This window comes from Psychroflexus aurantiacus, from assembly GCF_010820555.1.
GTDB classification, from domain to species: Bacteria; Bacteroidota; Bacteroidia; order Flavobacteriales; family Flavobacteriaceae; genus Psychroflexus; species Psychroflexus aurantiacus.
The window spans coordinates 303,592-318,830 of record NZ_JAAIKD010000003.1 but is presented as its reverse complement, the minus strand read 5'-3'; the positions used below and the strand labels follow the sequence as shown (position 1 = coordinate 318,830).

At 41.5% G+C, this 15,239-nt stretch carries 10 protein-coding genes; 7 read left to right on the top strand and 3 right to left on the bottom strand.

What is annotated here, in order from left to right; translation table 11 throughout:
* The first annotated feature begins 76 nt into the window (after positions 1-76).
* From rimO to G3567_RS06845, 3 genes are all read left to right on the top strand, one after another.
* Positions 77-1,399, top strand: a complete 1,323-nt coding sequence (gene rimO / locus G3567_RS06855; protein ID WP_164004586.1) for a 30S ribosomal protein S12 methylthiotransferase RimO — start codon at positions 77-79, stop codon at positions 1,397-1,399.
* A gap of 223 nt (positions 1,400-1,622) precedes the next feature.
* On the top strand, positions 1,623-3,236 hold the full coding sequence (gene bshC / locus G3567_RS06850; RefSeq protein WP_164004585.1) for a bacillithiol biosynthesis cysteine-adding enzyme BshC: 1,614 nt from the start codon (positions 1,623-1,625) through the stop codon (positions 3,234-3,236).
* Positions 3,237-3,239: 3 nt separating this feature from the next.
* Complete coding sequence (locus G3567_RS06845) at positions 3,240-4,628, top strand: pyridoxal phosphate-dependent decarboxylase family protein (protein WP_164004584.1); 1,389 nt, start codon at positions 3,240-3,242, stop codon at positions 4,626-4,628.
* A gap of 191 nt (positions 4,629-4,819) precedes the next feature.
* Here the strand turns inward: G3567_RS06845 and G3567_RS06840 are convergent, their stop codons facing one another.
* Entirely contained in the window at positions 4,820-5,353 is a 534-nt protein-coding gene (locus G3567_RS06840; RefSeq protein ID WP_164004583.1) for a DUF2911 domain-containing protein, read from the bottom strand.
* Positions 5,354-5,583: 230 nt separating this feature from the next.
* On the opposite strand from G3567_RS06840, the gene gyrB reads away from it, so the two are divergent.
* The 4 genes from gyrB (at position 5,584) to secDF (ending at position 12,713) form a co-directional block, all read left to right on the top strand.
* Positions 5,584-7,524 (top strand): DNA topoisomerase (ATP-hydrolyzing) subunit B, encoded by a 1,941-nt coding sequence (gyrB, locus tag G3567_RS06835; protein WP_164004582.1) that lies wholly within the window; start codon positions 5,584-5,586, stop codon positions 7,522-7,524.
* A gap of 18 nt (positions 7,525-7,542) precedes the next feature.
* On the top strand, positions 7,543-8,550 hold the full coding sequence (locus G3567_RS06830; protein ID WP_235923510.1) for a DUF6588 family protein: 1,008 nt from the start codon (positions 7,543-7,545) through the stop codon (positions 8,548-8,550).
* Between the two features lie 26 nt (positions 8,551-8,576).
* Positions 8,577-9,497, top strand: coding sequence for a malate dehydrogenase (locus tag G3567_RS06825; RefSeq protein WP_164004581.1), 921 nt, complete (start codon positions 8,577-8,579; stop codon positions 9,495-9,497).
* Between the two features lie 189 nt (positions 9,498-9,686).
* Positions 9,687-12,713 carry a protein translocase subunit SecDF gene (gene secDF, locus G3567_RS06820; RefSeq protein WP_164004580.1) on the top strand — a complete coding sequence of 1,009 codons (3,027 nt, stop codon included), beginning with the start codon at positions 9,687-9,689 and terminating at the stop codon, positions 12,711-12,713.
* An 83-nt stretch (positions 12,714-12,796) separates the two neighbouring features.
* On the opposite strand, the gene G3567_RS06815 is transcribed toward secDF, so the two are convergent.
* The gene (locus G3567_RS06815) at positions 12,797-13,801 is read right to left on the bottom strand and encodes a 3-oxoacyl-ACP synthase III family protein (protein WP_164004579.1); all 1,005 of its coding nucleotides are present in this window, start codon (positions 13,799-13,801) and stop codon (positions 12,797-12,799) included.
* A gap of 130 nt (positions 13,802-13,931) precedes the next feature.
* Complete coding sequence (locus tag G3567_RS06810) at positions 13,932-15,239, bottom strand: ABC1 kinase family protein (RefSeq protein WP_164004578.1); 1,308 nt, start codon at positions 15,237-15,239, stop codon at positions 13,932-13,934.

The following is a 15,239-nucleotide window of genomic DNA, read 5'->3' as shown; positions in this document are numbered from 1 at the left end:
TTAAACAAGCTTTAAGCTAACATTATCCTTAGTCAGTCACAGAGATCGTATCTTTGCCATTCAATTTTTAAAATACATGAGAACCAAATCAATCAAAAAAAATAAAATCAACGTCGTCACTTTAGGCTGCAGTAAGAATATTTACGATTCTGAAGTGTTGATGGGTCAGCTCAAAGCCAGTGGCAAGGATGTTGCCCACGAAACCGAGGGTGATGTGGTCGTGATCAATACCTGCGGTTTTATCGATAATGCCAAGGAAGAGTCTGTCAATACGATTTTAGACTATGTTCAAAAGAAAGAGAATGGTGAGGTAGAAAAAGTATTCGTGACGGGATGTTTGTCTGAACGGTATAAGCCGGATTTGCAAAAAGAAATTCCAAACGTAGATCAATACTTTGGAACCACTGAACTCCCCGCTTTGCTTAAAGCTCTGGGGGCAGACTACAAACACGAACTTATCGGTGAGCGTTTAACCACCACACCCAAAAACTATGCGTTTTTAAAAATAGCGGAAGGCTGCGACAGACCCTGTTCGTTTTGTGCCATCCCTTTAATGCGTGGCGGACATAAATCCACACCTATTGAGGATTTGGTGATCGAAGCCAAAAACCTGGCCAAGCAAGGCGTCAAAGAACTTATTTTGATCGCACAGGATCTGACCTACTACGGTTTGGATCTGTACAAAAAAAGAAATTTAGCAGAATTGCTGAAGGAACTCGTGAAGGTGGAAGGTATTGAATGGATTCGTCTGCATTATGCGTTTCCAACGGGTTTCCCTACCGATGTGCTTGATGTGATAAGGGAAGAACCTAAAGTCTGCAACTACATTGATATTCCGCTTCAGCACATTTCAGACCATTTACTGAAATCCATGCGAAGAGGAACAACGCACAAGAAAACGACCGATTTACTTTATAAATTCAGAAAGGAAGTGCCGAATATGGCCATCAGAACTACCTTGATTGTCGGTTACCCCGGAGAAACTGAAGAAGATTTTCAGGAATTGAAAGACTGGGTAAGTGAAATGCGGTTTGAGAGACTGGGCTGTTTTACTTATTCTCACGAGGAAAATACCCATGCCTACAACCTCGAGGATAACGTTCCTGAAGATGTCAAAATACAGCGTGCCAATGAAATTATGGAGATACAGTCTCAGATTTCCTGGGAGCTGAATCAGCAGAAAATAGGTCAAACCTTCAGATGTGTCATCGACAGAAAAGAAGGTGGCTATTTTGTAGGCAGGACCGAGTTCGATTCTCCGGATGTGGATAATGAAGTGCTGATAGATGCGAAAGCTCACTACCTGAAGACGGGTGAATTTGCAGAGATTAAAATCACCGATGCAGGAGATTTCGATTTGTATGGAACACCGGTTTCCGTAGAAGCTATCCTGAATTAACTTATGGATACTGCGCTCATGTGCCGGTAGTTAATAGAGCATGTCATACTGAGCACAGTCGAGATATTTTATCAAACTTCTGAATGCACTCAGGAAGACAAAATCACAAATCTTTACCTAATTTCACAGTACCGATGTAAAAGTGAGTTTTCATATTAACGTATCTTTTAAAGCTTTTTGGTTAACCTCTTCTATATTTGCGCTTATTCTAAACTTTTCAAACATGGCTGACTGTTTACCTTTTCGATCTACGGGATTCTTTAGCGATCTAATTTCAGACTATATCGAAGAAAAGCAAAACCTAAAGCCATTCTACAATAGATTTCCTTCTGTTGAAAATTTTAAAGGTCAAATTGAAGAAAAGAGCAAATCCTACACTCAGGATCATCGCCAGGCTTTAGTAGACGTGCTGAGGCATCAGTACAAAGACCTGCCAACTTCAGAAGCTACTGAGCAGAATGTGGAAGCCCTTTTGGAACACTCCACGTTTACAGTGACTACCGGTCATCAGCTGAATCTGTTCACAGGGCCCCTCTATTTTTTATATAAAATTGTTTCGACGATCAATCTGGCCAGGCAACTCAAAGAACGGTATCCCGATTCCAGTTTTGTTCCGGTGTATTGGATGGCTTCCGAAGATCACGATTTTGAAGAGATCAATTTTTTCAACTTCAAACACAAAATCTTTCAATGGGAAAAAGAAGCCGAAGGCGCCGTGGGGCATCTTTCGACTTCAGGTCTGGAAGAATTGGCCAAAAGCATTGAAAAGGAATTCGGGAAAAGCGAAAACGCAGAATACCTGAAAGGCCTTTTCAAAGTGGCTTATTTAGAACATGAGACCCTGGCGAGTGCCACCCAGTTTCTGGCCAACGCGCTTTTTGGAGATTACGGATTGGTCATTTTAGATGCCGATGATGCGCGATTAAAATCCAAGTTCTCCAGGCACATCAAAAACGACCTGGTCTACCATACCGCCTTCCGACAGACCGAAAAGCAAGCTAACAAACTAGAAGACTTAGGGTACAGCGTCCAGGTGAATCCTCGGGAAATCAATCTGTTTTATATGCACGAAGGTGTCCGGGAACGCATTGTAAAGCAGGATGAAGATTATTATGTTTTAGAGACAGAACTTCGGTTTTCTGAACAGGAGATCCTGGACCTGGTCGATAAGCACCCTGAGCGTTTTTCACCCAATGTGGTCATGCGCCCCCTGTATCAGGAAGTGATTTTACCCAACCTGGCCTACATCGGTGGAGGAGGAGAACTGGCTTACTGGCTTGAACTAAAGTCTCTTTTTGAAGCCGAACATATAAGCTTCCCGATGCTGATGTTGAGAAATTCTGTGTTGTTGTATTCTGATAAAACCTCCAGAAAGCTTCAAAAATTAGATACGCCGATTCAGGACTTGTTTCTGTCTCCAGAGGCTTTGGAAGCCAGGCAAACCAGGAAAAATTCTTCCATCGAAATTGATTTCGAAAGTCAGAAGCAACACCTGGAAAAACAGTTTGAAGATTTATATGAACTGGCCAAGAAAACCGATCAGTCCTTTCACGGGGCAGTTGCTGCTCAGGAAAAGAAGCAAAAAAACGGACTGGATCACCTGGAAAAACGTTTGCTGAAAGCCCAGAAGCGCAAGCTGAAAGATGAAAATGAACGCGTTTTGGAGCTGCAGCGTCTGCTGTTCCCTAATGGGTCTTTGCAGGAACGAACGCTAAATTTCAGTGAGATTTATGTGGATTACGGCGATCAGCTCATTTCGGAACTCCTGGATCAATTAGATCCTTTCCAGTTTGAATTTCTCTGTTTAGAATTAACTATTTACACTACAAAACCATAAGTTATGAAAAGCATGCACGCTATTGACATGGAGACCGTCGAGATGACCCTCGATATCATGAAATATGCGATCAATAGAATTTCCAATACCTCCCCGGAACTCGGTAAACCCAAGCTGGAGCATGAATTGCTCAAACTCGTTGGCGACACGGTGACCAAAGAGGGTATAGGAGGAGAGAAGGCTTTTCAGTTATTTCGAGATATTTTGGTCAAAGCCTCGGTACCGGTAGATCATCCGCGTCATCTGGCTTTTGTGCCTGCAGCACCGACACGGGCAGCTGTTTTGTTTGATTTGGTGACTTCTGCAGCCAGTATTCACGGGGCTTACTGGATGACAGGCGGCGGCGGTATCTTTTGCGAAAACAGGGCTATGGAATGGCTGGTATCGCTCACGGGTATGCCGGAAGGAACCTTTGGCGTTTTTACCAGCGGGGGTACAGCGGCCAATCTTTCAGCAATTGTAACTGGCCGGGAATACTGGCGATCCCTAAATGAAGACAATAAAAAGCTGAAGGGTCTCATCATCACTTCCAGTGGCGCTCACTCTTCCGTAAAAGCCATGGCGCAGGTCATAGATGCAGACATCATCACCGTAGATAATAATGCAGAACACAAGCTTACCAAAGATTGCCTGGAAAAAGAAATCAGGAATTTATCAGAATTTGACAGGAAGCGCCTGTTTGCGGTGGTAGCCACAGGCGGAACGACCAATGCGGGCATCATCGATGAACTGGAGGGCGTCGCTGAGGTGACCGAACGGGAAAAACTCTGGTTTCATGTCGATGCCGCTTATGGCGGAGCAGCCCTGGCAGCGCCCTCGGTGAGGCATTTGTTCAACGGCATCGAAAAAGCCGATAGCGTGACCATAGATCCTCATAAATGGATGTTTTCTCCTTACGATTGCGGGGCGATTATTTACAAAAACATGGACTTAGCCAAAAAAGCACATTCCCAGAAGGGGGCGTATTTGGATATTTTCAAGGATGAAGGCGCTCAGGGATTCAATCCTTCAGATTATCAAATTCAACTCACCAGAAGATTACGCGGTCTGCCGCTTTGGTATTCTCTGGCGATGCACGGCACAGACCGCTATACCAAAGCCATTGAGCGAGGCCTGGAACTTGCCAACAATGCCGCCAAACAAATAAAACAGCTTCCAAATGTGGAACTCATTCGTGAACCCGGACTTTCCTGTGTCCTGTTTTCAAGAATTGGCTGGACGGCTGAAGATTACAGGGAATGGACATACAAAAATCACGACAGCGGTTTTGCCCTGGTTACCCCAACCAAGTGGAGGTCTGAGGACGGGGAAATCACCTGCGCACGATTCTGTTTTATCAATCCCGATACCACCGAGAAAGATATCAAAGAGATTTTAGAATCAATGGCCTAGTCTGCTAAGGGTTCAGGCTTTTGATTTATTTTGAATTTGTAGGAGCTGACTTAAAGCCCTGCGATACATTTCTTAAAGCCTTAAGTCAGCTTAAATATCCAGTCCGGATCTGGATCATTCTGAAACCTAATTCATAAAACCTGTCGGCAGGTCTCCTGAAGCCAGGTTCAGCAGGAAATCGGCTAAATTTTTTACTCCGCTTTAAGAATAGGAATTTCTACAAAGGTATCGTCCCAGCCCATCAGCAAATCTGAACCGTTTGTAGTGGGTTTGAAGGTGATGGAAAAATCTTCAACCGTAGCCGCCGTCCTTTTGACAGGTACAGAGGTTCTTAAAATATCCAGGTCTTTGTCATAGCCATAGGCTCCCCAGGTATTGATTTTTTTATTGATGATGACATTCCATTGGTCTTCTTCAGGAATGGTATAGAGCGAATAGGTTCCGGCTTTTACTTTGGTGCCGTTAACGAAGACATCCTGGTAAAAAGTAATCTCTGTCGCTTCATTGGCACCTGTTCTCCAGACTTTATTAAACGGAACTAATTTTCCGAAAATCGCACGATCTTTCTTTTTAGGTCTGCTGTAAATAATTCTTGCCAGTGGGGAGTTATCCTGATTTCTGGTGATCACCGCATCCATCGGACTCTTGTCGATATCTGAAAAATCCTGAGCTGAAGTCGAAAAGGCAATCAGGAAAACAATAAGGCAAACATTGAGTAATTTCATAAGTTTTATTTTTAAACAAGTTTAGTTTTAAGTTTTATCTTAATCAGTTTAAATCTTGTTAAATTAAATTTATTCCTTTACAGAAATTGGATTCTAGCGTGAAAATGTAATTTTTAAGCCTAAGTACCGTTTTTAATTTTAACTACATTAAAATGGATTTAAAAGCGTTAAACAATCAAAAAAACACATCAATTCACTATATTTGTTTGTTGTTAAACTAATAATAAATTATGAGCGAAGAAGTCAAAAAACATAATTATTCGGCCGACAGTATTCAGGCTTTAGAAGGGATGGAGCACGTAAGAATGCGCCCATCTATGTATATAGGAGACGTTGGAGAAAGGGGTCTTCATCACTTGGTTTACGAAGTAGTAGACAACTCCATAGATGAAGCTATGGGTGGCTATTGTAACAAAATTGACTTAATTATAAACGAGGACGGATCACTGACGACATCCGATAACGGTCGTGGTATCCCAATCGATATTCATAAAAAAGAAGGGGTCTCTGCTCTCCAGGTGGTCATGACTAAAATTGGAGCAGGAGGAAAGTTCGATAAAGATTCTTATAAAGTGTCTGGTGGTCTTCACGGTGTGGGGGTTTCGGTTGTAAATGCACTTTCTGTGAAGCTTCATGCGCGTGTTTTCAAAGACGGAAGAATCTGGGAGCAGGAGTATGAGCGCGGTAAAGCGATTTACCCGGTAAAATCGACCGGCGATACAGAGCTGAACGGAACTGAAATCACATTTAAACCGGATTTTGAAATCTTTCAGGAATCGGTTGAATTCAAATATGAAACCCTGGCCAAGCGTTTAAGAGAGCTGGCTTTTCTGAACAAGGGCATCAGGATTTCGCTTATCGATAAGCGTCAGGTTGATGAAAAGGGAGAATACAGGCAGGACAAATTTTATTCAGAAGAAGGCTTAAAGGAATTTATACGATTTATAGATGCCAACCGCGATCCTATTATTTCGGAAGTGATTGCCATGGAGGGGGAGAAAAATGACATCCCAGTTGAGGTGGCGATGATCTACAATGATTCCTATGGGGAAAATCTCCATTCGTATGTCAATAATATCAATACCCACGAAGGGGGAACCCACCTTTCAGGGTTTAGAAGAGGACTTACAGCGACTTTGAAAAAGTACGCCGATAATTCCGGACTTCTGGATAAATTGAAATTTGAAATTACAGGAGATGACTTTAGAGAAGGCCTTACGGCAATCGTATCTGTAAAAGTGTCTGAGCCTCAATTTGAAGGTCAGACCAAAACTAAACTGGGAAACCGGGAAGTCACTTCAGCAGTATCGCAGGCCGTTACAGAAATGCTTGATATTTATCTGGAAGAAAATCCTAACGATGCCAAAACCATAGTTCAAAAAGTGATTTTGGCGGCGCAGGCCAGACACGCTGCTAAAAAAGCGCGTGAAATGGTTCAGCGTAAAACCGTGATGAGCGGTGGGGGTTTGCCGGGTAAACTTTCTGATTGCTCAGAGACCGATCCTGCGTCCTGTGAAGTGTTCCTCGTGGAGGGGGATTCGGCTGGTGGTACTGCCAAGCAGGGTAGAGATCGTAATTTTCAGGCTATTTTACCTTTACGAGGTAAGATTTTGAATGTTGAGAAAGCTATGCAGCACCGCGTCTTCGAAAACGAAGAGATTAAAAACATATACACGGCTCTGGGTGTTACCATCGGAACTGAAGAAGACACCAAGGCCTTAAACCTTTCAAAATTAAGATACCATAAAGTTATCATCATGTGTGATGCCGATGTGGATGGTAGTCATATTGCGACATTAATTCTGACCTTCTTTTTCAGATATATGAAAGAGCTTATTGAAGCCAGTCACATTTACATCGCAACGCCTCCGTTATACCTTATCAAAAAAGGAAGTAAAAAACGCTATGCCTGGAATGAGAAAGAGAGAAATGAAATTGCAGACGAATATAAAGGTGGAGTGAGCGTTCAGCGTTACAAAGGTCTTGGTGAAATGAATGCGGAGCAGCTTTGGGACACGACCATGAACCCGGAGAACAGGATTTTGAGACGTGTTACTATCGATGATATGGCAGAAGCAGATCGAATTTTCTCTATGCTGATGGGAGACGAAGTTCCACCTCGAAGAGAATTTATTGAGCAGAATGCAGTCTATGCAAATATTGACGCTTAAACCTTTAAATACATTATAATGAAACTCCTTTTTTCAATTTTTATGTTGATGATGTTTGTGACATCGTATGCCCAAAGCGGAATTGAAAACTTACTCAGGTCTGGCATAGATGATGCGAATAAATTTGCAAATGCATATATCAACCCGGGTTCTGAAGCGGTCATTTACAGCCTTGCTAACGGCTGGTATAATACCGCAAAAGTAAAAAGCCTGGGTGGTTTCGAAATCTCTGTCATTGGAGGGATTTCAGAAATAGGTGACGATAAGACTTCGTTTGCTTTAAATGAAAATGACTACAGTTCTTTACGCTTTGAGTCTGGTCCCGGTATTCAGCAAGTGGGGACTGTTTTAGGACAAAATTCGCCGGATATCTCAATGATCATTACAGAGAACGATCAAAACCTGGGCTCTATTACCCTGCCTCAGGGTTTGGCTTCAGAGAATGTTGAGTATCTTCCTAACCTGATATTACAGGGGAGTGTCGGATTGCTCTTCAGTACGGAATTGAAACTGAGATTCCTGCCGGAAGTCGAAACCCAGGATGTGACCGCTCAATTTTACGGCGTGGGCTTACAGCATGAATTTACAGACTGGATACCGGGCTTAAAAGTTTTGCCAATAGCTATTTCTGGTTTTGTAGGCTATAACAGTTTTGAAAGTGAATATAGATTTTCAAGTCAGTCTACCTTTATCTCCGGGTCCAATCAGTCTATTGTTTCAGACATTGAATCTTGGCACTATGCTTTAGTGGCTTCCACAAAGCTCCCGATCATTAATTTTTACGGGAGTATAGGCGCTGTTTCAGGTTCTGCAGATTCAGCATTAAAAGGCGAATACACCATAAGCTCAGGCGTTTCTCAAATCGAGGGAGCGACGATTGTTGACCCTTTAAGTACAAGTTCTTCTGTGAGTGGTTTTAGAGCCACAGTGGGGACCAAGCTAACCTTGGCTTTTTTCAGACTCAATGTAGATTACAGTTTCCAGGAATTCAACAGTTTGAATGTTGGAATCAATTTTGGAATTTAATTATTAATTATAAAAATAAATTTAAGATGAAAATTACAGTAGTAGGTGCTGGTGCAGTAGGTGCCAGTTGTGCAGAGTATATCGCAATCAAGGATTTTGCTTCCGAAGTTGTCCTTTTGGATATCAAAGAAGGTGTTGCTGAAGGTAAAGCTATGGATTTAATGCAAACCGCAACGCTTAACGGATTTGATACCAGAATTTCAGGAACTACTGGAGATTATTCCCAGACCAAAGATTCTGAAATAGCGGTGATTACTTCGGGTATCCCAAGAAAACCAGGGATGACAAGAGAAGAATTGATTGGTATAAACGCTGGAATCGTTAAAGACGTCGCTACACAATTGGTGAAGCATTCTCCCAATGTGACCCTTATTGTAGTGAGTAACCCGATGGACACGATGACTTATCTTGCGCATAAAGAACTGAATCTGCCTAAAAACAGAATCATCGGCATGGGAGGAGCTTTGGATAGCGCCAGATTTAAATATAGACTGAGTGAAGCCTTGAACTGTCCAGCTTCTGATGTTGATGGTATGGTTATCGGTGGACATAGTGATACCGGGATGCTGCCTTTAACGCGTTTAGCGACCAGAAACAGTGTTCGTGTCACCGAGTTTCTTTCGGAAGAGCGATTAGCTCAGGTCAGTGAGGATACCAAAGTTGGAGGCGCTACGCTAACCAAATTATTAGGAACAAGTGCATGGTATGCTCCGGGTGCTGCAGTGTCCTCTCTTGTCCAGTCTATCGCTTGTGACCAGAAAAAAATGTTCCCGTGTTCTACCTTGCTGGAAGGTGAATATGGTCTTAAGGATTTATGTATTGGTGTACCCGTCATCATAGGTAAAAATGGTATTGAAGACATTGTTGAGCTAGACCTTAACGATGATGAAAAAACAAAATTAAAAGAAAGTGCAGAAGCAGTGAAAAAAACGAATGCGCTTTTATAGTGCCTCTATTTTTTTCAAAATGTATAAACCCGATTCAGTTCGGGTTTATTTTTTAATAAAAGAAACACTCATTTTACTGGGCTAAGTAAGGTTTTAAAAGTTAAAATTATCTTTATAAAAAAAATTGTCATTTCTATATCGAAAACCTATATTTGCCTGATTTTATAACATCCACTAATAATTTAAAGAATGCAGAATAAAGGACTCATTAAGCTATTTGCCATTTTGTTTGGTTTGGTTAGTATTTACCAACTTTCATTTACATTTATAGCTAATAATGTTGAACAAAAAGCAGAAGCTTTCGCAGAAAGACAAGTTCCTCAAAGTGTAGAAGACTTCCCGGAAAAACGAGCCATTGTTGCAGAGCAATATCTGGACTCTATCGGAAATGAGCCTATTTTTGCAGGTATAACGTATGATACGGCAAAAGATAAAGAGCTTAATAAAGGACTTGATTTAAAAGGGGGGATAAACGTTATTCTTCAAATTTCAGTTAAGGATCTTTTAAAAGATCTAGCTAATAACTCCAAAGATCCAGCCTTTAACGCGGCTCTGGCTGAAGCTCAGGAAGCACGAAAAAACAGTCAGGATAGCTATTTAGAACTCTTTTTTGAGGCTTTCGACAATAAGGAAGGCGCAAAATTAGCCTCTCCGGATATTTTTGGAACCAAAGCTCTTGCCGATGAGATCAGCTTTGATATGACCAACAGCCAGGTGAGACCTATCATCGATAGAAAAATCGATGAAAGTATCACTTCAGCTTTTGAAGTCTTAAGAGAGCGTATCGACAAATTTGGTGTGACACAGCCGAACATTCAGCGTTTAGGAAATTCAGGAAGAATTCTTATAGAATTACCTGGAGCCAAGGATATAAGCCGAATTCAGAACTTACTTCAAAGCACAGCTCAACTTGAATTTTGGGATGTGTACAGAGCTAATGATTTCTCTGATTTCTTGGTAAGCGCCGATGCTATTATCGCTGATAATATCAAAGGAGAAACTGAAGAAGTTAAGGGTGAAACCACTGAAGCATCGGAGCAGGAGGAAGAAGTGACCGACGAAGACGATTTAGAAGACTTGTTATCTACCGAGGAAGATACAGAAAGCGATTTTACTAAAACGAATCCTTTATTAAGCCTTATACAGTCCGGAGGTCAGCCTCAGGGTCCTGTCATCGCTTATTTTGCTATAAAAGATACCGCTAAAGTCAATACTTACCTGTCTATGCCACAGGTAAGGTCACAATTGCCTTCTGATAAGAAGTATGCTGAATTTGTATGGGGTAAACCACAAAAGGATTCAGAGGTTATTGAACTTTATGCCCTTAAAGGGAACAGAAGCGACGAACCACAATTGAGTGGTGCCGTAATTACAGATGCACAACAAACTTACGATCAGGTCGGCAGAGTTGCTGTAAGCATGCAAATGGATGGCCGCGGAGCGAAAATCTGGGAAGATATGACCGGAAGAGCCTCTTCACAGGGGTCTCAAATCGCTATTGTTTTAGATGATTTGGTCTATTCAGCACCTGGAGTTTCAAGTGGAGCCATTACAGGTGGGAGAAGTGAAATAACTGGAGACTTTACGATTGAGGAAGCTCAGGATTTAGCCAATGTTTTAAGAGCCGGTAAGTTACCTGCTTCTGCAGATATTGTTCAGAGTGAAATCGTAGGACCGTCCCTAGGACAGGAAGCTATCGATTCTGGTATTTTATCCTTTGTGATCGCCCTGATTTTTGTATTGGCTTATATGGTGTTTTACTATGGAAAAGCTGGTCTATATGCCGATATTGCCTTAGTAGTCAATATACTGTTCATTTTCGGGGTATTATCAGGACTTGGTGCGGTACTGACACTGCCTGGTATTGCGGGTATTGTACTTACCATAGGTATGTCTGTAGATGCGAATGTTCTTATTTTTGAAAGGATACGAGAAGAAATCGCCAAAGGAAAAACCCAGGCGGAAGCGATCAGTGACGGTTTTAAAAATGCATTATCTTCTATTTTAGATGCCAATATCACTACAGGTCTTACAGGTCTTATCTTGTTTACCTTTGGTACAGGACCGATTAAAGGTTTTGCAACTACCTTATTGATTGGTATTGTAACTTCTTTGTTCTGTGCTATATTCTTAACGCGTTTGTTTATCGCCGGTGGAGGAAAGAAAGGAAAATCACTTCCTTTCTCAACAGTACTGACGAAAAAATGGTTCCTGGATATAGATATTAACTTCCTAAAGAAACGAAAAATAGCCTACATCATCTCTGCTGTGGCTATCCTCATCAGTATTGGTTCTTTAGCCACTAAAGGTTTGAATCAGGGGGTTGATTTCGTAGGGGGTAGAAGCTTTGTCGTCAGATTTGAACAGGCTGTCAATCCTACAGAGATTGAATCTATTTTGGTAGACGATCTTCAAAGTGTGGAAGCCAAAACTTATGGAACTTCCAATCAGCTTAAAATCACAACCAACTATAAAATTGAGGAAGAAGGCACCATCATCGATGATGAAATCCAATTGATTTTATTCAATGCTTTACAGGCTTACCTTCCGAATGGAATTACTTTAGAAGAATTTAAAGTAGGCGACAGTAGTTTGGAAAAGGAATACGGAATCATGTCTTCTATGAAAGTGAATCCTACCATCGCCGATGATATCAAAACCGCTTCCTTTTACGCTGTTATCGGTTCTCTTATCGCTGTGTTCTTATACATCCTTATGAGATTTAGAAGGTGGCAGTTCTCCCTTGGAGCTATTGTGGCCGTTATTCATGATGTGATTATAGTATTGGGAATATTCTCCTTATTATACAATGTCCTGCCATTTAGTTTAGAGATTGACCAGGCCTTTATTGCCGCAATTCTTACGGTGATTGGTTACTCCTTAAATGATACGGTGGTTGTATTTGACAGAATTCGTGAATTCTTCAATGATCATCCTACCTGGAAAATGAACAAACTGATAAACGTAGCGGTGAGCTCAACCATCAGTAGGACCATCAATACCTCTTTAACCACGCTTGTCGTTTTGATCGCGATATTCATTTTTGGCGGAGACAGCATCAGAGGATTTATGTTCGCCCTTATCATCGGTGTGATCGTAGGTACCTACTCCTCTGTCTTTATCGCTACGCCAGTGATGTTCGATTCGGTTAAGAAAAAAGGCATTGATCTTTCTGACAAAAAAATACAAGACCCTGAAGGTGAAGTAAGTCTTTAAGGACTTCTGACCTCAAACAAAAAAATCCTGTGAATTCGATTCACAGGATTTTTTTTGCTTTAATGTTTAGGGGATAAGAGGAATTACCAGCGCAGAATCACACTGCCCCAGGTGAATCCGCTTCCAAAAGCGGCAAGTACGACCAGGTCACCCTTTTTGATTTTACCTTCTTCCCAGGCTTCCGTAAGCGCTATAGGAATAGAGGCCGCGGTGGTATTACCATATTTCTGAATATTATTGTGGACCTGACTGTCCTCCAGCCTTAATTTCTTTTGGATAAACTGGGATATCCTCAAATTGGCCTGGTGTGGAATTAGCATGTCAATATCCTCTTTTTTAAGATTATTGAATTCAAGTCCTTCCTGAATGACTTCGGAAAACCTGACGACTGCATTTTTAAAGACCAGCTGTCCGTTCATTTTTGGAAAGTAAGGAATATCTTCCTGTGGGTTTTTAGCAATGATTTCCGGTACCCACATTTCAGTGGACGGACCTCTTAGAGACAATTCATCGATATACTCGCCCTGAGCATGTAAATGCGTTGACAAGATTCCTGAGTCGTCATCACTTCTGGACAATAGGGCAGCGCCGGCACCATCCCCGAATATCACAGAAACATGTCTGCTTCGCGTTGTCATATCGAGTCCTCCACTGTGATTTTCACTCCCGATAACAAGTACGTTTTTATACATGCCCGTCTTGATGTACTGGTCTGCTACGGATATTCCATAGACGAAACCGCTGCACTGATTTCTGACATCCAAGGCCGGACAGGTTTTGATCCCGAGCATTTCCTGTATTTGAACTCCACATCCAGGGAAATAATAATCCGGACTCAGTGTTGCAAAGACAATCAATTCTATATCATCTTTATCAATATCAGCTCTTTCAATAGCCTGTTTTGCAGCTTTCAGTCCCATGATGGCAGTTGAGTTGCCATCTCCTTTTTTGATATGCCTGCGTTCTTCTATTCCTGTTCTCTCCTGGATCCATTCGTCTGAAGTCTCCATAAGTTTACTCAGGTCGTGGTTGGTAACCACCTGTTCGGGAACATACTTTCCTAATCCTAGTATCTTTGATTGAAACATTATTTATTGATTTAGCAATGCAATATAAATATAATTGCTCATCTCGTAATCTTTATAACAAAAGAAAACGCTCTTTTACTTTATTTCAAAGAGCGTTTTCCAACCAACCTAACCAATCATCTTAAATGCCTTACATATATTTTTTATAGTCGTTGATGTTTACCTTGGCTTTCAAATCATGTAGCAGATTATAAAGCCCGAAAAATGTTCTGTTGATGTAAAGGAAATGTTTGCTTCCCCGGTTTCCATTCATTTTTCTCAGTTCCTTATCACCGCTGTATTTTTCACTCAATCCGGAGACTTTGCTCCAGAACTCTTCACCACCAAAGTCGAAGGTTTCATTGTGGAAAGGACTGGTGAATAAACTCAGCATCTCGTGAAATAAAGCTGAGAAATACTGAATTTCCTTTTCAGAATCGTCCGGCCTGATGATTTCCAACTCTTTCAGTTTCTGGAGGAAAAACTCAGGGTCATTGATGTTTTTAGGTTCAGCCAGTTCAAAATAAGGAGTATAGAATTTGTTTGGAATGTTTTTGATACACCCAAAATCAATAGCGATCAGGTTGTTATCCTGGTCGATTAAAAAGTTGCCCGGATGGGGATCTGCATGCACTTCCTTCAGTTTATGAAACTGAAACATATAAAAATTCCAGAGCGTTTGACCAATTTCATTTCCAGTCTGCTGAGAAAAGTCCTGTTTTACAAACTCGCTGAGATGTTTTCCTTCCATCCAGTCCATAGTAATGATTCGCTCACTGGACAGGTTTTCATAGTATTTCGGAAATTTCAAACCCGGAATAAGGGCGCAGGCTTCAGAAATGCGTTTGCTCTGCTCAACTTCCAAAATATAATCGGTTTCCTCAATGAGTTTATCTTCTATTTCTTTAAAGTATTTTTCGGAGTCTTTGCCTTTCAGGTTGAACATTCTTGTTGCCACAGGCTTTACCATGGCCAGGTCAGAACTTATGCTGTCGGCAACCCCCGGGTACTGAATTTTGATAGCATATTTATTGCCGTCTTTTTCCGCCCGGTGAACCTGACCTATACTAGCGGCATTGACAGATTCTGAAGTGAATTTATCAAATATGTCTTCCGGATATTTACCGTTGTATTTTTTGAAGGTCTTTCTTACCAAAGGTGCTGAAAGCGGAGGAACGCTGAACTGTGCCAGGCTGAACTTTTCAACATAGGCACTCGGGAGTAAACTTTTCTCCATGGAAAGCATCTGCGCTACCTTTAAGGCACTTCCCTTCAGGTTTTTTAAACCGTCATAAATATCAGAAGCGTTTTCTTCATCTAAACTATCTCTGGTTAAATCCGGATTGAAGGCCTTTTTGGAATAGTATTTTAAATAATTCGCACCGACTTTCGTCCCCGTGCCAATAAGTTTTGAAGTTCTGCTAAATTTTCCCGTTGGGATTTTATCTATCGTTTTCAT